The sequence below is a fragment of the Gelidibacter salicanalis genome (assembly GCF_016469035.1).
GTDB lineage: Bacteria > Bacteroidota > Bacteroidia > Flavobacteriales > Flavobacteriaceae > Gelidibacter > Gelidibacter salicanalis_A.
Window position 1 is genome coordinate 70,626 of record NZ_JAEHJZ010000026.1, and the last position, 17,832, is coordinate 88,457.

Genomic DNA, 17,832 nt, shown 5'->3' on the forward strand with positions numbered 1-17,832 from the left:
TAAAATTTATACATATGAAAAAAATTGGCATCCTATTCGGAAAAGAAAACACATTCCCACAGGCCTTTATAGATCGCGTCAACGAAAAGAAAGTAAAAAATATTATGGCTGAAGCCGTTTCTATTGATATGGTAGAACAGGCAAAACCTACAGATTACGCCGTGATTATTGACAGAATATCACAGGACGTTCCGTTTTATCGCGCCTATTTAAAAAACGCAGCCATTTCTGGAACGGCCGTGATCAACAATCCGTTTTGGTGGAGTGCTGACGAAAAATTCTTCAATAATGCCTTGGCAGAAAAAGTAGGTGTTCCTGTACCAAAAACGTTCATTCTACCTTCTTCCCACCGCCCGCCAGATACTGATGAAAATTCTTTCAGAAATATGAAATTCCCATTTGCTTGGGAACATATGTTCGAGACCATCGGTTTTCCTGCCTATATGAAACCTCACGATGGGGGTGGCTGGAAAAGTGTCTATCGCGTTGAAAATTCGCAAGATTTGTGGAAAAAACACGGCGAAACAGAAAATTTGGTGATGATGTTGCAGGAAGAAATCAATTTTACAGAATATTTTAGATGTTATGTCTTAGATACTGACAACGTACATATCATGCAATATGAACCACGAAATCCGCATCATTTACGCTACGTAATTGACGGACCGCCTGTAAAACAAGAGCTCTTAGATTTGATTAAAAAATACTCTATCCGACTGAACAAAGCCTTGGGTTACGACTTTAACACCGTAGAGTTTGCGGTACGCGACGGCATTCCGTATGCTATTGATTTTTGCAATCCGGCGCCTGATGCTGATGTCAATTCTGTGGGTCAGGATAACTTTGATTGGATTGTTGAAAACGCAGCGAATATGGCCATTGCAAAGGCTAAGAAATTCAAGAAAGACAAGATGAACCTCACTTGGGGCACCTTTGTTAAAGACCAAATTACCGGTAAAAAAACCACCTATAAATAAAGATCACCTGATCTCTGAAGTTTATAGTTTTAAAGATCAAAAGTCAACTTTGCAGTAGTAGTCTAAAAACCAATTGTAACTTATGAAATTCACCTTAGGCATTGAAGAAGAATACCAAGTCATCTGTCCGAAAACACGAGAATTAATATCCCATGATCAGCAAATTGTATCTGAAGCCGCCAAGCTCCTAAATGAGCAGGTAAAAGCTGAGATGCACCAGGCTGTTGTGGAAGTTGGCACCAATATCTGTAATGACATCACTGAAGCCCGAACGGAGCTGACGCACTTGCGAAAGTCTATTTCAGATATTGCAGGCACTTTAGGATTTAAGATTGGCGCAGCGGGCACCCATCCGTTTACAAAATGGGAAACACAACTCATGACTCCTAATCCACGCTATGATGAGATTGTAAATGAACTTCAAGATACCGCCCGCTCTAATTTAATCTTTGGCCTTCATGTACATATCGGTATTGAAGACAAACAATTGGCGTTGCATTTAACCAACGCCATGCGCTATTTCTTACCGCATTTATACGCTTTATCCACCAATTCACCATTTTGGGAAGGCCGAAATACAGGTTTTAAATCGTTCCGGTCAAAAATATTTGATAAATTCCCGAGAACAGGCATTCCTGGGGTTTTTCAGACCGTGGCGGAATATGAGCATTATATCGACATCCTGATTAAAACAAAGTGTATTGACAATCCGAAGAAAATATGGTGGGACATACGCATCCATCCGGTTTTTCCAACGGTTGAAGTGCGTATTTGTGACGTGCCAATGACCATTGAAGAAACCTTGAGTATTGCCGCATTAATTCAAGCTTTGGTTGCCAAGTTGCACAAATTAAGAACCCAAAATCTTAATTTTATGCTCTACCATCGTGCCTTAATTAATGAGAATAAATGGCGTGCCAGCAGATACGGACTCGATGGCAAAATGATTGATTTTGGCAAGGAATGTGAAGTACCCACCAAAGAATTAATGCTCGAATTACTTGAATTTGTTGATGATGTGGTGGATGAGCTCGGATCCCGTAAGGAAATAGAACATATTAAGACTATGTTAGTTAACGGAACGGGAGCAGATAGACAACTTGCAGTTTATGAAGACACCAAGGATTTGAATAAAGTGGTCGATTATATTATCGCGCAGACCGTTCTCGGAACTTAGAAAAATATACATGCTTAAAGAAAAGATAAAAGTAGCCATTCTCGATATGAACAACAACCAGCCCAACCAAGGCTTGCGTTGTATTGTTGATATTGTGAGAGGTTTTGAAGATGAAGTTGCGTATACCATATTTAATGTGAGAGGAGCAGATGAATTGCCAGACAGTTCTTATGATATTTATATTTCTAGCGGCGGCCCGGACAGTCCATTAGAAGATGGCCCATGGCGGATTCCCTATCTGAATTTGGTTCAAGACTTGTGGGATTTCAACAAGACTTCATCAGATCAAAAGAAATATATGTTCTTAATTTGCTACTCATTTCAAGTGGTGTGTGATTATTTTAAATTGGGAGAAATGCGGCCAAGACGAAGCACCTCCTTTGGGGTTTTGCCAATTCATAAAACAAAAGCGGGATTAACAGACCCTCTTTTAGAAGGCTTGGACGATCCGTTTTACGCTGTAGATTCTAGAGATTGGCAGTTGGTACAACCCAGATTAAAAGTCTTTAAGGAGCATGGTGCCTCCATTTTAAGCTTAGAAAAACTGCGGAGCCACGTCAGTTATGAACGCGCCATTATGGCGGTGCGGTTTTCTAACGAATTTGTAGGTACGCAATTTCATCCGGAAGCGGATCCTATCGGAATGAGAGCCCATTTTCTAGCCGACGCCAACAAACACAAAGTCTTTGCCAATTTTGGCGAAGAAAAATATGATGACATGATGGATAAAATGGACGATCCGGATAAAATCATAAAAACCCATAAAATCATCCTCCCAAAATTTATCGCAAGCGCCATTAAACAATTGTCACCAGAATTAATCTCATAACATTATGATTACCTCCCTACGCCAAGCATTCAACGCGCAATTTACTTTAGAAAAATATGCTGGCATGTTGGCAGATATCAATTCGGAATTCAATTATACAACTAAATTTAAAATCGCAGAAACGCCTGTTTTTATTCCCAAAGTATTAAAACAGCAGTTGATTGAGGCCTGTGAGGACATCATGAAAGTCATCAATCAGCCTAATTTTAAAGATTTGACTGAAGGTGCGTTTTTTAATGAACGTATGAAAGTACCCAATGAAGATGCGCATTCTAAATTTTTACAATTGGATTTTGGGGTGTGTTTAGATGAAAACGGGCAACTCACCCCAAAACTAATCGAACTGCAAGGGTTCCCGTCACTTTACTTTTTTCAGGAATTGATGGGCAGGATGTATCGCAAACATTACGATTCTATACCTCATGATTTTTCACAACACCTCAACGCACTAACCTCTCAGGAGTATCTTGAACTGTTACGCACTGAGATTGTTGGAGACGCAGATCCTAAACAGGTTATCCTTTTAGAAATTGAACCGGATAAGCAAGCTACGGCCATCGACTTTTATGCGACGGAAGCTTTACTAGGAATTAAAGTGTTGTGCATTACCAAACTGATCAAAAGAGGAAAACAATTGTTTTATGTGGACGATAATGGCGAAGAAATTCGAGTCTTAAAGATTTATAATCGCATCATTTTTGACGAGTTGGACCAACGGCCTGATTTAGACCGGGAATTTGATTTTAAAGACGAGGTGGATATTGAGTGGATTGGCCACCCAAATTGGTTTTTCAGAATTAGCAAGTACACGATGCCGTTGTTAAAAGGTGATTATGTACCGAAATCCTATTACTTGGACAAACTCGAAAACATCCCGACAGATTTAGAAAATTATGTTTTAAAACCGCTCTATTCTTTCGCGGGTGCTGGCGTTGAAATACATGTTGATAAAGCAATGATTGACGCTGTTAAAGATAAATCCAATTACCTATTACAAGAAAAAGTAGCCTATGCGCCTATCATCCAAACGATGGATGAACCGGCAAAATGTGAGATTCGTATGATGTTACTCCATAACAGCAAAACTAATCAAACTCAGATTGTCAGTAATTTGATGCGACTAAGTAAAGGCGAAATGGTGGGTGTAAAATACAACAAGGATAAAACTTGGGTTGGTGGCAGCACAGGTTTTTTTGAGCCGTGAGTTGTTTGGAACGATGTTGATTGAACGCTGATAACACAGATTGTTTATGATTTTCACTGATTTACAAATAGAAATCTGCGAAAATCAGCTAAATCAGCGTCATCCGCGTTCCATCGGATTACAAAGTAAATTCCCTTTTTAAATAGACCACATTAATAATTTTGTATATTAGATTTCAATCTTGTGTGATGATTACAAAGACAAAATTAAAAGAACAGATCGAACATTTACCTGAAGAGTTTACTATTGATGAACTCGTTGAGCGGTTAATCTTAATTGAAAAAATCGAGAGCGGCTACCAACAGTCTGAAAGCGGGAATTATGTTTCTGAATCTGAGTTAAATAGTGAGCTAGAAAAATGGTTCAAATAAATTGGACCCATCAAGCTGTAGCTGATTTAAGAGCTGTTTTTGATTACATTTCAAAAGATTCTAACAACTATGCGAAGCTTCAAGTTATAAGAATCAAGAAACGTACGAAGATTTTACATTCTCAAATTTATTCTGGAAAGATCGTTCCCGAAATAAACAAACAACATACAAGAGAATTAATTGAAGGCAATTATAGAATTTATTTATAAAGTTGTCAGTCCATCACGGGTAGACATTTTAACCGTCCATCATTCTGCCAGAAATCTCGAGAATAGAATCCTTTAAAAATGAATACTCAGTGTTAGAGCGCTGCCCGTTTGTTCAGGCGGGCAACATAAAGCATTTAAGATTAGAGTTTAAAAAAAACATCAGTAAAAATCATAAACAATCCGCGTCACCCGCCTGAACGGACGGGCAGGTCTGTGTTCTATATTACAAACTCTTTTCCGGCGCCGTAATACTCGCTCGGAAATCTATCACATACCATGCGGATTAGTTATGTTTAATCAAAAAAAATCCAGCGAAAATCAGCCAAATCCGCGTGGTCAGCGTTCTATCCAGAATCACAAACTCTTATCCAATCCCAGAATACTCGCTCGGAAATCTTTCACAAAATCTTTTCATTATTTTTTAATTTGCTTAATGGTATATACCATGAGGATTAGTTATGTTTTATTAAAAAAAATCCAGCGAAAATCAGCCAAATCCGCGTCGTCAGTGTTCTATCCTAAATCACAAACTCCTATCCGGTGCCGGAATACTCGCATGAAAATCCGTCGCTATACGTTGGGTATAATCATCCAATAACTCCATCACCCGATCCGCACTCTCAGAAACTACAATCATGCCGATGTGCCATTTCTTATGCATACGCCATGCAATTTCCGGATCATTGAAACTTGACGTATCAGGATTTTCAAATTTACTTAAGGACACCACGATACCCGCATATTGATTTTTGACTTTAGGCAAGGTATACCCTTCCTTTCTTAAGGTTGCAGATTCGATACGTGCCCATTCTTCCCACAAGTTGATGCCCGATGCCAACTCCACCATTTCCGCTAAATTGGCCCCTCCCACTCGTGAAGATGTTTCCAGAAAGAACAATTCGCCCGTGTCTTTAGATTCAATAAACTCCGTATGTGATGCACCAAACTGCATGCCGAAAGCGGTCATGACCTCAGCATTCATTTTTGTTAAAGCCTTTTCGATTTTAGTGCCAATTTTGCAAGTAGCAGATCTGAAGACACCGCCGCCATGAGCGACTTCAAACGGCGTGTCCAAATATTTGCTCACTCTGGAAAATATGACGTTTCCATCAACCGTTAAACTATCTACGTGGTACACATCGCCTGGTGCAAACTTTTCAATTAAATAATTGTCACGTTCGTCTTGTAGCGCATTGACTATTTGCCAAAGTTCTTCGCGATTGTTGATCTTCTTAATGCCGGTTGCAGAGGCTTCCAAACGCGGTTTGAGGAACCACGGTGGACTCACATTATCAGCATAAGCATTGATATCAACATCATTAAAAAGTGCCGTAAACTTAGGTACATTAACCCCTTCTTCCTGCGCTTTCATGCGCATGGCCAGTTTATCTCTAAAATAATGTGAGGTAGTTCTGCCCATTCCAGGCATTCTGAAATGTTCACGTAAAAGTGCTACTTTTTCTACATCGAAATCATCCAACGCCACAAACCGATCAAATTTTATCGTCCTGAATTTATAGGCGATGCCTTTGGTGACATCACTCTGATTCCAATTTTCCACATAAAACACATCATCAATGGCTTCCCAGGGCCAAACTTCATGTTCCAATTTCTTTTTGGTCAATAAATACACGTTATTACCTTCAGCTTTACAGCTTTTAATAAAATCGGCGCCTTTATGATACGTAGTAACGCATAGAAAATTGAGTGGTCGTTTTGTGGTCATATTTTGGTGGAATTTTTAGTGATCAAAGATTTTAAATAAGCTGCCCTACTCAAAATCCTTAACTGAAGCAACGGTTACTTCAGCTTAATTCTTACACAAAATACAAAATAAACCCTTAGTTCTCAGAAATAGATTTGATATAATTCACCATTAATTGCACGCCGTAGCCACTAGCACTTTTCATTTTAGCATACTGAGAGTCGCCAAACGATACGCCTGCAATATCCAAATGCATCCATGCCTGATGCTCTTTTGTAAATGCCTCTAAAAACTTTGCTGCTGTAGAAGCGCCTGCAATAGGTTTCCCGCTAAAGTTTCTGAGGTCCGCAATGTCGCTATGCAAATCACTATCAAAGTCAGAAAACAGAGGCAACGGCCATACCCGTTCATTAATTTCAAAACCTATTTTTGAAAGGTCCTGCGCCATCTGAGTATTGTTGGTAAACATGCCCGCAGCCGAATAGCCTAGAGTTTGCACCACACTCCCGGTTAAGGTAGCAAGATCAATCACTTGTTTGGGTTGAAATTCCTTGATGATATAATTCAAACCATCTGCTAAGACCAAGCGACCTTCAGCGTCTGTATCAATTATTTCAATGGTTTTGCCTGAATAACTATTAATAACATCTCCAGGACGGTAACTATTGCTGTCCACAGCATTTTCTGCGGAAGCGACCACCCCAACAACATTGACATTAAGTTTTAATTTGGCGACCAGCTCAACAACACCTAAAACAACAGCGGCGCCACCCATGTCGCTCTTCATATAATGAAGATTGGTTGAGGGCTTAATTGACAAACCACCCGTATCAAAGGTGATGCCTTTACCTACCAAACCGATATCTACGGCCTTGCCTTTTTTCGGCATATATTGGGTAACAATAACGACTGGCGGATTAACACTCCCCTGTCCTACGGCCATAACGGCGTGAAACCCTTGTGCTTTAAGTTCTTTTTTATGCAACACTGTACACGTATAGTTGGAATCATGCGCCGATGCTTGAGCCCATTGGCCTAAAAACTCGGGCGTTTTTTGGTTCGCTGGAGCATCTACTAAAGTTTTAATTCTATTAATGGTAGCTCCAATCGCTTGTGATTCTTCGATGAGAGCGGTCACGTCTTTAGAATTTACAATTTCAAATGTAATCGGACTCTCCTGCTCCTTTTTAGATTTAAAAGTGCCAATAGTATAGGCCGACATTTCTAGACCAATCACCACTTTACGAAGTTCAGCGTCAGAAAAACCTTCTGTGATAAGTTGAACGGGTTGCTTCCAGTATTTTTTATAATCGAAGCTAAGTTTTCTAAAGGCGTCATCAATTTTAACGGCATCTTTCTCCTCTCCTTGTCCTAATAGATATACTCTATTGCCTTCTGCACCGTAAAGCATTTGGACGGTTGAAAATTCGCCATTAAAATCCGGATTCTTGACCGTGATATATTGGCTAAGATGGTCCAACTGCCCTTTTCGACATGGCACAATGACGTCTTGATGGATATTGAGTTGGGTAACGTGTTTAAAAATCATAGTTTCGAATTAAAAATAAAGCCATTTCACAGCTTTCGGAAACTCATGTTTCCAATAAATTTCTGCATGCTTTCCTATTTCATTAACTGAAAAATAAAAATCTATCGCATGGTTTTCAACCATTTTTTCTCTAAAAATAGCTTCAAGTTTTTGGGCATTTGGTAAATGTTCTGCACTCTCATTTCCGCCAGAATACAGATAAATTTTAGACTCCTGTAAAGGTCGAAATGACTCCGTTTGATTAAAAATTGTTTTTGCGATCCACAAACTTGGCGAAAAGATCATCATTTTACCAAAAACCCCTGGATTTGACAATCCCGCATGAAGGCTGATGAGCCCTCCCAACGAACTCCCACCAATGCCAGTATTTTGAAAATCAGGCAGCGTTCTGTAATTGGTGTTAATGTAAGGAATTAATTTTTCAATGATAAACTGAATGTAGAAATTGCCTTTACCCTCACCATATCTAGGATGGTAATACGGCAAATATTCACTGATGCGTTCGTCTTCACCATGATCTATGGCAATAACAATAATATCACTCAGGCCCTGCTCTGCTAATTTAGCCAAAGACTGGTCTATAGCCCAATCTCCATAAGGTGACATGGGATTAAATAAGTTCTGCCCATCCTGCAAATAAAGCACAGGGAAGTGCTTATCCGTCTCATAGTAATTGTAGGGCAACAACGCTGAAATTTTTCTGGTAGCCTGCAAATGCGGGATTTCATAAGCCTCTTCAAGAACCTTTATAATAGGTTTAAAATCCGTCATTGAATGTCAAAATTATTTACGCGCGAAATTACTGTTTTATGGTTTTATAAACTTGGAATTTATGATTTTATATTTATCGTGAGTAGATCATTTCGGAACACTTATAGCTGACTAATTAATATTTTAAAGCGGTTTTAGCCATACATAATAGGATACTAATATCCTTTAGGTGATATGACATTAGTAGGAATATAGTAAAACTTTGTTAAATCTTTTTTTATTTCTAACCAATCGTTTAGTTTTGTGCAAGAACTAAAAATCAATGGCACGAAAAAAAGAATATTTAGAAGATGAAGTCATCGAAAAAGCCATGAATCTTTTTTGGCGCTATGGTTATGAAAACACATCCATGCAAATGCTAGAAAAGGAAATGGGCATTAATAAGTTTTCTATTTACTCTAGTTTTGGCAGTAAACATGGTGTCTTCCTCGAAAGTATAAAGGCATACAAGAGCAAGGTGAACGCCATATTTGAAAAATTTAATACTGCGTCTAACGGTGTGGAAGACATCAAACAGTTCTTCTATGATTCTGTTGACATTGGTAAAGAAGGCATGCTAAAAGGGTGTTTAATAACCAATACGTATTATGAATTTTCAGAGCGTGAAGACGCCTTAATCAATGAACAAATGATTTTGTTTATGGATACTCTAAAAACCACATTCATTGAAAAATTAAAAATGGATGTTACTAAAGATGACGCCACAATTTTAAAAGAAGCAAACTTCCTGGTATTGGCAAAACACGGTTTAGCGGCTGCCACGAGGGTTAATAGCGAGCAAGAGATTAAAGATTATATAGAAATGACTTTTAAAAACATATAACGGTTTTTTAAGTTCTTTATGAAGGATTGTTTACTCGTAAAGCTAACAAAGAATCCTCAGTCACCCTTAAAGACAATGCAGTAAATTTCATAGATTTTCACCCGCGTTTAACAACAAACAACTCAACTAAAGTTGCGTTGCAACTAATTATTAAAATTAAAAATTATGACAAGTTTAAAAATTCACAATATCGAGACTGCACCAGAAGGCAGCAAAGCTTTCTTAGAACAATCACAAAAAGCAAATGGCATGATCCCAGGTCTGCACGGTGTATTGGCAGGATCTCCAGGTCTTCTTGAAGCGTACCAAACGATACATAAATTGTTTACGGATTCTTCTTTTGATAAAGACGAATTGACCGTGGTGTGGCAAACTATTAACGTAGAACATGCCTGTCATTACTGTGTTCCTGCGCATACTGGAATTGCCAAAATGATGAAAGTTGACGATGCCATTACAGAAGCGCTTCGCAACGAAACCCCTTTAGAAAACTCAAAGTTAGAAGCATTACGTACCATGACATTAAACCTTGTCCGTAATCGCGGACACGTTAGCCCTGAAGAATTAGAGACTTTTTATGCCGCTGGGTACGAAGAAAGACAGGTATTGGATATCATTTTAGGAGTTTCTCAAAAAGTGATCAGTAATTACACCAATCGTATTGCCAACACACCTGTAGATGCGCCTTTTGAAAAATTTGTGTGGTCTAAAGAAAATCAAGTTTCCTAAGATTACAAATCACAACAACAAACCTTCCGTTTTAATTACGGAAGGTTTAATAGTAAATAGACCAAAAAAACATGAAAGAAAAATTAAAAATAGATATCGTTTCTGATGTGGTATGTCCGTGGTGTACTATTGGATACAAACGTTTAGAAAAAGCAATTACAGATCTGGGCATTCAAGATCAGGTAGACATTGAATGGCAACCCTTTGAGTTAAATCCCGACATGCCTGCGGAAGGGCAAAATCTACACGAACATCTCGCCGAAAAATATGGGTCTACTTCAGAACAGCAAATAGCATCACACCAACACATGGTTGCTGCAGGTGAAGACGTCGATTTTAAGTTCGATTATTTTGATGACATGCGCATTGTAAACACATTAGACGCTCATATATTATTGGATTACGCCAAGCAATTCGGAAAGCAAACCGAATTGAAAATGCTGTTGACTAGGGCCTTTTTTAGTGACCGAAAAGATGTATCGGACAGAATGGCTTTAAAACAAATTTTATTGGATGCTGGCTTAAATGCTGATGAAGCTTTAACAAAGTTAGAGGATGAAAAGTCCCGTACTGAGGTAAAGAATGCTGAGGAATTTTGGCGTCAATTAGGCGTCACTTCGGTTCCCACGATTGTCTTTAATAGAAAAAGTGCAGTAACAGGTGCGCAACCTGTTGATGTATTTAAACAAGTTCTGTCTGAACTTATTAAAGAGTCATAACAAGATCATAAAAAAGAATACATATGTTAGAAAAAACCCGACCTAAAGTTTTATTCTTTGATGTGAATGAAACGCTCTTGGATCTTACTGAAATGAAAGCTACGGTAAGCACTGCGTTACATGGAAGAGACGATTTACTGTCCTTATGGTTTACCACGATGTTACATTACTCGTTAGTGACCTCCGCTAGTGGACACTATGAGCATTTTGGACACATTGGCGCAGCTGCTTTACAGATGGTTGCGGCCAATAACGGCATTACCATTTCAGAAAAACACGCGCGGGAAACCATTGGAAAATCGCTCAGCGCCTTACCAGCACATCCAGATGTCAAACCTGCTTTGGCCGCATTAAAAGATGCCGGCTACACTTTGGTATCTTTTACAAACTCCTCCAATCAAGGCGTAAAAAACCAGTTCGAATATGCGGGCCTCACCGATTTTTTTGATGAACGCTTGAGTGTGGAAGATGTTGGAAAATTTAAACCCTTTTCTGACACCTATGCCTGGGCAGCTCGTAAAATGAATGCAACACCCGAAGAATGTATGCTTATTGCAGCGCATGGTTGGGACGTTGCTGGCGCCTTATGGGCGGGTTGGCGAGCCGCATTTGTTAGCCGACCAGGACAACAACCATTTCTTTTGGCTCCCCAAACAGAATTGGCAGAGCCTGACTTAAAAAAAATAGCAGAACATCTAATAGCTTACAAATAAATCTATTATTGTCCGATAAAGAATTAAGACCGCTGCGCTTATAGAATCAACCTGCCCTTGCCGTCAGGCGGGGAACAAAGATTTGATTATAATTGACTGATAAACAATCGATATTCTAAATTAAATTTGCCCAATCACTGTTAGTGAAATTGGTTTTAAAAAACAAGGTGTCATTTTTCAAGATCTCGAACCAGGTCTTGCTTTTATTGAGTTTGCAAACTTTTTACCTATTTTACCGGACACTGCTGAAATAAATTATTGAATATACCCATAAATAAAAATTAAATGAAAATTACATTATCAGCTGTCATTTTAGGCTTATCACTACTATCATGCGGTAATAACCAGAAAACCATTCCACAAAAGGAAACTACGTCAAACTTTCAAAATAAAGCACACGAATTGGTTTATACTATGTCTCAAAAAGTGGGCAATTACAATAAACTCGCTGACAAAAAAGATGTTAGCTATACCTACACCTATCAAACACTTGATGGCAAAAAAGATGTAGTGACAGAAAAGTATATTTTTGACGGAGAGTTATCTTACGGCGCATACAACATACACGAAAGAACCTTTCCCCAACTTGAGGGCTTGATGGAACAAGGCTATGACGGTAATGAATTCTGGCTAAAACACAATGGAAAAATCTTGAATGATGACCAGCTTTTAAAAGGCGTTGTCTTCAATAGACCCACAAATTTCTATTGGTTTACCATGATGCAGAAACTTTTGGACGATGGTTTAAAATATGAACATTTGGGAGAAAAAACGATAAATGACCAAGCCTATGACATCGTTAAAGTCACTTTTGATATTGCGAATAAAGAAGCCACGGACATCTATCATTTGTATATTAATAAAAAGACCAATTTGGTAGATCAATTCCTTTTTACAGTGGCAGACTATGATGTTATTGAAACGCCATATCTAATGATACTTGAATACGAAACGATTGATGGCCTCATTTTACCAACACGACGTAAGTATAAAAAATCCACTTGGGATGCTAATATCTCTGAGGAGCCTTGGATAGTGGTTACATGGTCTGACATTAAGTTCGATAATAATTTAACTAAAGAAGAGTTTCAAAAATAACGCCGTTTCCCCCGTAATACGGCATTGGGTCCATAAATGGAGGAAACCGATCCATGGTTTAGAATTATCTTTTGTATCTTACTAGATCATCGTTTTGGCAATTGATAAGACCAATTCTGTAGAAGAACATTTCAAAAACACTAATTATGAGCAGAGGATTTGTAAAGGAAGAAGATCAGGAAGAGGTACCAATGGTACCCCCAAGAGCAGATTTGCCTGAAGGCGCCATTAACTATGTGACCCAAGTAGGTATGGACGAACTGTTAGATGAAAGAGAGCGTTTAACGACAGAGCGCGATCAATTAGAGGCTATCAATGAAAAGGAAAAACGGATTACCACCAACTATATCAATGCAAAATTGCAACTCTTAAACAATCGCATTCTAACCGCTAAAATCGTGGATCTTTCTACCCAGCCCCAAGACGAAGTGCGTTTTGGCGCACAGGTCACTTTAAAGATTGGCAGTGATAAAAAACTGCAAAAATATCAGATTGTTGGGGTGGATGAAGCTGACATTTCAAAGGGAAAAATTTCATTTCTATCACCAATTGCGAGATTATTGACCGACAAGCAGGTGGGAGAGATTGCCGTTCTTAAATTGGCAAAAGAAGATCGCAGCTTTGAAATCATCAAGATTGAATATCCTTATATTTAATTGGAACTATACACGTAGACTTTACCACACTATTAAAGAAATTTCGAAACATTCCATAAAAAACACGACCAATTCCGGTCGTGTTTTGTATATACTAAGCTCGACCTAAATGCCGAACGCGTAATTTTATCGTGAGTAATTTGGCGATTCTTCAGTAATGGTCACATCATGTGGGTGACTTTCATTGATTCCCGAAGAGGTGATTTTTACAAATCGTCCCGTTTCCTTTAAGGTTTCAACATCCTTGGCACCACAATAGCCCATACCTGCACGCAATCCTCCAATAAATTGGTGGATACTTTCTATGACTTCACCTTTATAAGGTACGCGACCTACAATGCCTTCTGGCACCAATTTTTTGATATCATCTTCGACATCCTGAAAATAACGGTCCTTACTGCCTTGTTTCATGGCATCTATAGACCCCATGCCTCTGTAAGCCTTAAACTTACGACCTTCATAAATAATAGTTTCACCTGGAGATTCTTTTGTTCCTGCCAGTAAAGACCCTAACATCACAGTATCCGCCCCAGCTGCAATAGCTTTTGGAATATCACCTGTATAACGAATTCCACCATCAGCAATTACCGGAACTCCAGAACCTTTTATAGCTGCTGCAACTTCCAAAACTGCAGAAAACTGCGGAAAACCAACGCCTGCTACTACGCGAGTTGTACAAATGGAACCTGGACCAATGCCCACTTTTATGCCATCTGCGCCAGCTTCAACCAAATATTTGGCAGCTTCGCCTGTAGCAATATTACCTACGATAACTTCGAGATCAGGGAATTGTTTTTTGATGGTTTTAAGTATGGTCACTACACCTTTAGTATGCCCATGTGCCGTATCAATAATTACCGCATCCACACCAGAATTTACAAGTGCTTCTGCCCTATCTACCGCATCTGCAGTGACACCAATTGCGGCAGCAACGCGCAAACGCCCAAAAGAGTCTTTGTTAGAAATTGGCTTGGTTGTTAGTTTAGTGATATCTCTAAAGGTGATTAAACCAGCAAGCTTATAATCTGCGTCAACTATAAGCAATTTTTCAATTTTATTCTTTTGTAGAATCCCTTCTGCATCTTGTAAAGAGGTACCGATAGGTGCTGTTACCAATTTATCTTTGGTCATTACGTCCACAATCGCACGTGAGCCATCTTTTTCAAAGCGTAAATCGCGGTTGGTCACAATACCTTTTAAAACACCGTAATCATCAATAATAGGAATCCCCCCAATGCTGTGTTCTGCCATATTTTGGGTCGCATCTAAAACCGTTGCAGTCAGAGGCAAGGTCACCGGATCGGTAATCATTCCGCTTTCTGCACGCTTCACTTTACGCACCTCATTGGCTTGTTGTGCAATGCTCATATTTTTGTGCAACACCCCAATACCTCCTTCTCTTGCCATGGCAATAGCCATTGCACTTTCAGTAACCGTATCCATAGCGGCGGATACAATAGGAATATTGATCTTGATATTACGTGTAAACTGGGTTTGAATATTGACCTCTCGAGGAAGGACTTCGGAATAGGCGGGAATTAGTAGGACGTCATCATAGGTTAATCCCTCACCTACTATTTTGCTTTCGTGTGCTGTCATTGCAATTACGGTTTAATTGCGTGCAAATATACAATATTTATAGCGAAAATAGTTTTATGTTTCTCTTAAAATAATTATTTTCTTGAATTGTAATTGCACTTATATTTTATAAAATTTAAACTTTTGATACTTGCTTCCCAAGGCCCAATAAAATAGCCCAATGTAAATACGGTGTGACTCGTTGGATTTTTTTGAGGAAGTCTTGTAAGTCTAATCAAGAATGCAATTTAAACAGTGAAAGCTAAAAAATAAAAATTATCCTTTCCCTGTTTGATTTTTAGACTGAAGTAATTGAACTAAAATAATCATTACTGAACATGTAAACGTCAAGGTCATCAAAATCCCAGAAAGCATGACAATATACTTCATCCATAAAAGCCCAGACCACAATAAATAAAGTCCGCCAAAGGTCAAGATGACCGATAGAAAGGGCTCAATAATTAAAAACATTTTTAGCTTTTTGTGTAATTGGGTGGTACTTAAGATCAACCCTACTAAAAAGAAAATAATGGACATGGACAGGATGTGATTATGCACCAGAGTCAGCATCTCCTGCTCACTTTTTTTAAATTTCATCACCGTAGCGGCTTCATTGCTTTCATTTCCTAAATATTGCTCCTCAATACCATTGGGTTGGGTTGCCGATGTATTGCCTACAAAAAGTAAGCCCGTATAAAATCCGATGCTCAAAACGACTATAAACGCTGCAATTAAGAGCTTAAATTCTTTGGGAAACGTATGTATCAAGCCATTTAGATGCATACTAAATGATGTTTTTAGAATGAAGGATTTTTAGCGATTTTAAGAGATCATTCATAGCAGCAGTCATTGATCTTACTGATATTGTTGCTCCAGAAATGGCCATAATATTATCGCCATAACGCAGCTCATCGTTTTGGGTTTTACCAGTAAACTGTCTTAGCCAACGTTTGCTTCCAATCTCACCACCGTAATCTTCGCGGTAAATCAGCACTTTTGTACTCAACACAATTAATTCAGGATTTAACAACACCAAATAATCAAATTCATCTGTTTTGCTTGCCGCTTTAGCCACATATGCATAGCCTAATAAGGTATTGTTGGAATGAATTTTAAAAAAATTATCCGATCCAAAGGGCGACGGTAAATCTTTCGCAACTTCCGTGGGAATTTTAAATGCTTCGAATTTATAAGTACTCGCCTGAAAAGTTTCGGTTATTTCTTTATCAACTTTCTTCTGTATGTTTTTAGGCAATCCAACATCTTGAAACGCCGTAAGAATAAAAAGAATGATTGTAAATTTTAAATTCATGTCGCAAAGATATTTAATTGTTTCTCTTGACCAATTAATATGCCAAAAGCTAGAGCGTTTTTTTTTTGCTCTAGCTAGTGACTGATAATTACTTATCGGCTATTATTAGAACCATACACCAATACCAAGGTTTAGTTGGTTAGCCAAACTGGCTGATGTGGCATCATCCTTAAATTGATAATCTGCCTTTAATACAGCGCCCGGTGCTAATTTATAAGATAAACCTACGGTCCAATCGCTTCTATTAAACACGTCATTTACTAATAAATCGCCGCTAACTGAGGTATTGGTATCGTATGCTTCATAACGCGCAAATGCGTACAATTGTTGCTCTTTGGTAAGTGGCAGTAAATTATAAGCAGCCTCTACATACCAACCTTGCATTGTGCTTCCCAAACCTTGGGTTGGACTGGCTACTAGATCATAATGTAATTCATTATAAGCTTCGGTATCTGTTAAAGATGAATGCACAAATTGACCACGAGCGGCAAAACGTTTGAATGTGTATCGCGCGTCAAGACCTATCATAGAGATGCCAACACTTGAGCCATCCAATTCTTCCACATCATCTTCAGCTTGAGAACGTCCTACATAACCTGACAACCCCAAACGCAAGCCTGGTAGTCCGTAATAATCTAATTTTGCTGAGAAGTTAGGCGTATCAACATTCGATTCAATTCCTTTTTGACGTCCATTTCTCAGGCCGTCTTTGCCACCTAAAAATTTAGAACCATTAACAGAGGTAAATCCGTTAAAGATATATGCTTGATAACGCAACGACGCATCGTCCACTTTACCGGCCACACCCACACCTATCTCTCTCCAAGTTGTTGGTACAATACTTTTGTCCATACTTGGTCGCTCTACACCATTAAAGGTAGTAGGCTCGTGATATTCATTAATGATGCCCATTGGAACAAGCATTAATCCTCCTCTAAGATTTACATTATCGTTTAAACTGTATTGTAAAAATGCTTGTTCAACATACACTTCACTAACGTGCTCAAATTCTACTTCTGTAACAAATTGCACTTTATCGTTAAATTTGTATCCGAATAATAATACCAACCGTCGAACATCAAGTTCTCCGTTACCACCTTCTGGTTGATTATAAATGATCTCCCCATAACCGCCTACCGTGACCCCTGAACTAATATTGCCAGAAAGAATGCGCTGGGCTGAATTTTGATCTGGTTGATTGTTGTTTAAGGAATCTGGAACTGTTTGTGAAAATGTAATTGCTGAAATTGACAGCGCTATGACCATTGTGATATGTTTCATTTTGAGAGTTTAAGTATGTTTTTATTTAGAATGAATATTGATTAATAAGATTCGACAAAAATAAAACACGAATTGATATTCACAAAACTTATTTAGATTAATTTAAAATAATATTTTAAAACAGTTATAAA

General features: G+C 38.5%; 19 protein-coding genes. 12 read left to right on the forward strand and 7 right to left on the reverse strand.

The features are described 5' to 3' along the window. Nucleotides 1-14 precede the first annotated feature (14 nt). From JEM65_RS11165 to JEM65_RS11190, 6 genes are all read left to right on the forward strand, one after another. Complete coding sequence (locus JEM65_RS11165; protein ID WP_199599421.1) at nucleotides 15-977, forward strand: ATP-grasp domain-containing protein; 963 nt, start codon at nucleotides 15-17, stop codon at nucleotides 975-977. A gap of 82 nt (nucleotides 978-1,059) precedes the next feature. Further along, nucleotides 1,060-2,154 carry a carboxylate-amine ligase gene (locus tag JEM65_RS11170; RefSeq protein ID WP_199599422.1) on the forward strand — a complete coding sequence of 365 codons (1,095 nt, stop codon included), beginning with the start codon at nucleotides 1,060-1,062 and terminating at the stop codon, nucleotides 2,152-2,154. Between the two features lie 10 nt (nucleotides 2,155-2,164). Further along, entirely contained in the window at nucleotides 2,165-2,983 is an 819-nt protein-coding gene (locus JEM65_RS11175) for a type 1 glutamine amidotransferase (RefSeq protein WP_199599423.1), read from the forward strand. 4 nt (nucleotides 2,984-2,987) lie between these two features. Beyond that, nucleotides 2,988-4,187, forward strand: a complete 1,200-nt coding sequence (locus JEM65_RS11180; protein ID WP_199599424.1) for a hypothetical protein — start codon at nucleotides 2,988-2,990, stop codon at nucleotides 4,185-4,187. A gap of 188 nt (nucleotides 4,188-4,375) precedes the next feature. After that, the gene (locus JEM65_RS11185; protein WP_199599425.1) at nucleotides 4,376-4,558 is read left to right on the forward strand and encodes a hypothetical protein; all 183 of its coding nucleotides are present in this window, start codon (nucleotides 4,376-4,378) and stop codon (nucleotides 4,556-4,558) included. After that, nucleotides 4,546-4,767, forward strand: coding sequence for a type II toxin-antitoxin system RelE/ParE family toxin (locus JEM65_RS11190; RefSeq protein ID WP_199599426.1), 222 nt, complete (start codon nucleotides 4,546-4,548; stop codon nucleotides 4,765-4,767). The genes JEM65_RS11185 and JEM65_RS11190 overlap by 13 nt, the downstream gene beginning before the upstream one ends. A 523-nt stretch (nucleotides 4,768-5,290) precedes the next feature. On the opposite strand, the gene JEM65_RS11195 is transcribed toward JEM65_RS11190, so the two are convergent. The 3 genes from JEM65_RS11195 to JEM65_RS11205 all read right to left on the reverse strand — a co-directional run bounded on the left by JEM65_RS11195 (nucleotide 5,291) and on the right by JEM65_RS11205 (nucleotide 8,792). Next, a complete protein-coding gene (locus JEM65_RS11195; protein ID WP_199599428.1) occupies nucleotides 5,291-6,493 on the reverse strand; it encodes an ATP-grasp domain-containing protein in 1,203 nt (400 codons plus the stop codon). 115 nt (nucleotides 6,494-6,608) lie between these two features. Beyond that, on the reverse strand, nucleotides 6,609-8,021 hold the full coding sequence (locus JEM65_RS11200) for a leucyl aminopeptidase family protein (RefSeq protein ID WP_199599430.1): 1,413 nt from the start codon (nucleotides 8,019-8,021) through the stop codon (nucleotides 6,609-6,611). Nucleotides 8,022-8,030: 9 nt separating this feature from the next. Then, nucleotides 8,031-8,792 carry an alpha/beta hydrolase gene (locus JEM65_RS11205; protein ID WP_199599432.1) on the reverse strand — a complete coding sequence of 254 codons (762 nt, stop codon included), beginning with the start codon at nucleotides 8,790-8,792 and terminating at the stop codon, nucleotides 8,031-8,033. Between the two features lie 262 nt (nucleotides 8,793-9,054). On the opposite strand from JEM65_RS11205, the gene JEM65_RS11210 reads away from it, so the two are divergent. The 6 genes from JEM65_RS11210 to JEM65_RS11235 all read left to right on the forward strand — a co-directional run bounded on the left by JEM65_RS11210 (nucleotide 9,055) and on the right by JEM65_RS11235 (nucleotide 13,530). Then, nucleotides 9,055-9,615: a TetR/AcrR family transcriptional regulator gene (locus tag JEM65_RS11210; RefSeq protein WP_199599434.1), complete on the forward strand. Its 561-nt coding sequence runs from the start codon at nucleotides 9,055-9,057 to the stop codon at nucleotides 9,613-9,615. Nucleotides 9,616-9,780: 165 nt separating this feature from the next. Beyond that, nucleotides 9,781-10,344 carry a carboxymuconolactone decarboxylase family protein gene (locus JEM65_RS11215; protein WP_199599436.1) on the forward strand — a complete coding sequence of 188 codons (564 nt, stop codon included), beginning with the start codon at nucleotides 9,781-9,783 and terminating at the stop codon, nucleotides 10,342-10,344. A 71-nt stretch (nucleotides 10,345-10,415) separates the two neighbouring features. Continuing rightward, complete coding sequence (locus tag JEM65_RS11220) at nucleotides 10,416-11,063, forward strand: DsbA family oxidoreductase (protein ID WP_199599438.1); 648 nt, start codon at nucleotides 10,416-10,418, stop codon at nucleotides 11,061-11,063. Between the two features lie 23 nt (nucleotides 11,064-11,086). Next, on the forward strand, nucleotides 11,087-11,776 hold the full coding sequence (locus JEM65_RS11225) for a haloacid dehalogenase type II (protein ID WP_199599443.1): 690 nt from the start codon (nucleotides 11,087-11,089) through the stop codon (nucleotides 11,774-11,776). A 285-nt stretch (nucleotides 11,777-12,061) separates the two neighbouring features. Next, the gene (locus tag JEM65_RS11230) at nucleotides 12,062-12,874 is read left to right on the forward strand and encodes a DUF6503 family protein (RefSeq protein WP_199599444.1); all 813 of its coding nucleotides are present in this window, start codon (nucleotides 12,062-12,064) and stop codon (nucleotides 12,872-12,874) included. 146 nt (nucleotides 12,875-13,020) lie between these two features. Further along, entirely contained in the window at nucleotides 13,021-13,530 is a 510-nt protein-coding gene (locus JEM65_RS11235) for a GreA/GreB family elongation factor (protein WP_199599445.1), read from the forward strand. A 126-nt stretch (nucleotides 13,531-13,656) separates the two neighbouring features. Here JEM65_RS11235 and guaB read toward each other — a convergent pair whose 3' ends face one another. The 4 genes from guaB to JEM65_RS11255 all read right to left on the reverse strand — a co-directional run bounded on the left by guaB (nucleotide 13,657) and on the right by JEM65_RS11255 (nucleotide 17,701). Further along, nucleotides 13,657-15,129, reverse strand: coding sequence for an IMP dehydrogenase (gene guaB, locus JEM65_RS11240; protein ID WP_199599453.1), 1,473 nt, complete (start codon nucleotides 15,127-15,129; stop codon nucleotides 13,657-13,659). A gap of 255 nt (nucleotides 15,130-15,384) precedes the next feature. Continuing rightward, nucleotides 15,385-15,891, reverse strand: coding sequence for a hypothetical protein (locus tag JEM65_RS11245; protein WP_199599455.1), 507 nt, complete (start codon nucleotides 15,889-15,891; stop codon nucleotides 15,385-15,387). 1 nt (nucleotide 15,892) lies between these two features. Then, nucleotides 15,893-16,420, reverse strand: a complete 528-nt coding sequence (locus JEM65_RS11250) for an FMN-binding protein (protein WP_199599457.1) — start codon at nucleotides 16,418-16,420, stop codon at nucleotides 15,893-15,895. A 105-nt stretch (nucleotides 16,421-16,525) separates the two neighbouring features. Then, nucleotides 16,526-17,701, reverse strand: coding sequence for a porin (locus tag JEM65_RS11255; protein WP_199599460.1), 1,176 nt, complete (start codon nucleotides 17,699-17,701; stop codon nucleotides 16,526-16,528). Nucleotides 17,702-17,832: the final 131 nt, after the last annotated feature.

What these genes read in the sequence shown, in the direction of transcription:
- guaB (WP_199599453.1), bottom strand. Translation starts at nt 15,129, where the DNA reads ATGACAGCACACGAAAGCAAAATAGTAGGTGAGGGATTAACCTATGAT.
- JEM65_RS11235 (WP_199599445.1), top strand. Translation starts at nt 13,021, where the DNA reads ATGAGCAGAGGATTTGTAAAGGAAGAAGATCAGGAAGAGGTACCAATG.
- JEM65_RS11195 (WP_199599428.1), bottom strand. Translation starts at nt 6,493, where the DNA reads ATGACCACAAAACGACCACTCAATTTTCTATGCGTTACTACGTATCAT.
- JEM65_RS11250 (WP_199599457.1), bottom strand. Translation starts at nt 16,420, where the DNA reads ATGAATTTAAAATTTACAATCATTCTTTTTATTCTTACGGCGTTTCAA.
- JEM65_RS11175 (WP_199599423.1), top strand. Translation starts at nt 2,165, where the DNA reads ATGCTTAAAGAAAAGATAAAAGTAGCCATTCTCGATATGAACAACAAC.
- JEM65_RS11225 (WP_199599443.1), top strand. Translation starts at nt 11,087, where the DNA reads ATGTTAGAAAAAACCCGACCTAAAGTTTTATTCTTTGATGTGAATGAA.
- JEM65_RS11165 (WP_199599421.1), top strand. Translation starts at nt 15, where the DNA reads ATGAAAAAAATTGGCATCCTATTCGGAAAAGAAAACACATTCCCACAG.
- JEM65_RS11180 (WP_199599424.1), top strand. Translation starts at nt 2,988, where the DNA reads ATGATTACCTCCCTACGCCAAGCATTCAACGCGCAATTTACTTTAGAA.
- JEM65_RS11255 (WP_199599460.1), bottom strand. Translation starts at nt 17,701, where the DNA reads ATGAAACATATCACAATGGTCATAGCGCTGTCAATTTCAGCAATTACA.
- JEM65_RS11210 (WP_199599434.1), top strand. Translation starts at nt 9,055, where the DNA reads ATGGCACGAAAAAAAGAATATTTAGAAGATGAAGTCATCGAAAAAGCC.
- JEM65_RS11220 (WP_199599438.1), top strand. Translation starts at nt 10,416, where the DNA reads ATGAAAGAAAAATTAAAAATAGATATCGTTTCTGATGTGGTATGTCCG.
- JEM65_RS11185 (WP_199599425.1), top strand. Translation starts at nt 4,376, where the DNA reads ATGATTACAAAGACAAAATTAAAAGAACAGATCGAACATTTACCTGAA.
- JEM65_RS11215 (WP_199599436.1), top strand. Translation starts at nt 9,781, where the DNA reads ATGACAAGTTTAAAAATTCACAATATCGAGACTGCACCAGAAGGCAGC.
- JEM65_RS11200 (WP_199599430.1), bottom strand. Translation starts at nt 8,021, where the DNA reads ATGATTTTTAAACACGTTACCCAACTCAATATCCATCAAGACGTCATT.
- JEM65_RS11205 (WP_199599432.1), bottom strand. Translation starts at nt 8,792, where the DNA reads ATGACGGATTTTAAACCTATTATAAAGGTTCTTGAAGAGGCTTATGAA.
- JEM65_RS11230 (WP_199599444.1), top strand. Translation starts at nt 12,062, where the DNA reads ATGAAAATTACATTATCAGCTGTCATTTTAGGCTTATCACTACTATCA.
- JEM65_RS11190 (WP_199599426.1), top strand. Translation starts at nt 4,546, where the DNA reads ATGGTTCAAATAAATTGGACCCATCAAGCTGTAGCTGATTTAAGAGCT.
- JEM65_RS11245 (WP_199599455.1), bottom strand. Translation starts at nt 15,891, where the DNA reads ATGCATCTAAATGGCTTGATACATACGTTTCCCAAAGAATTTAAGCTC.
- JEM65_RS11170 (WP_199599422.1), top strand. Translation starts at nt 1,060, where the DNA reads ATGAAATTCACCTTAGGCATTGAAGAAGAATACCAAGTCATCTGTCCG.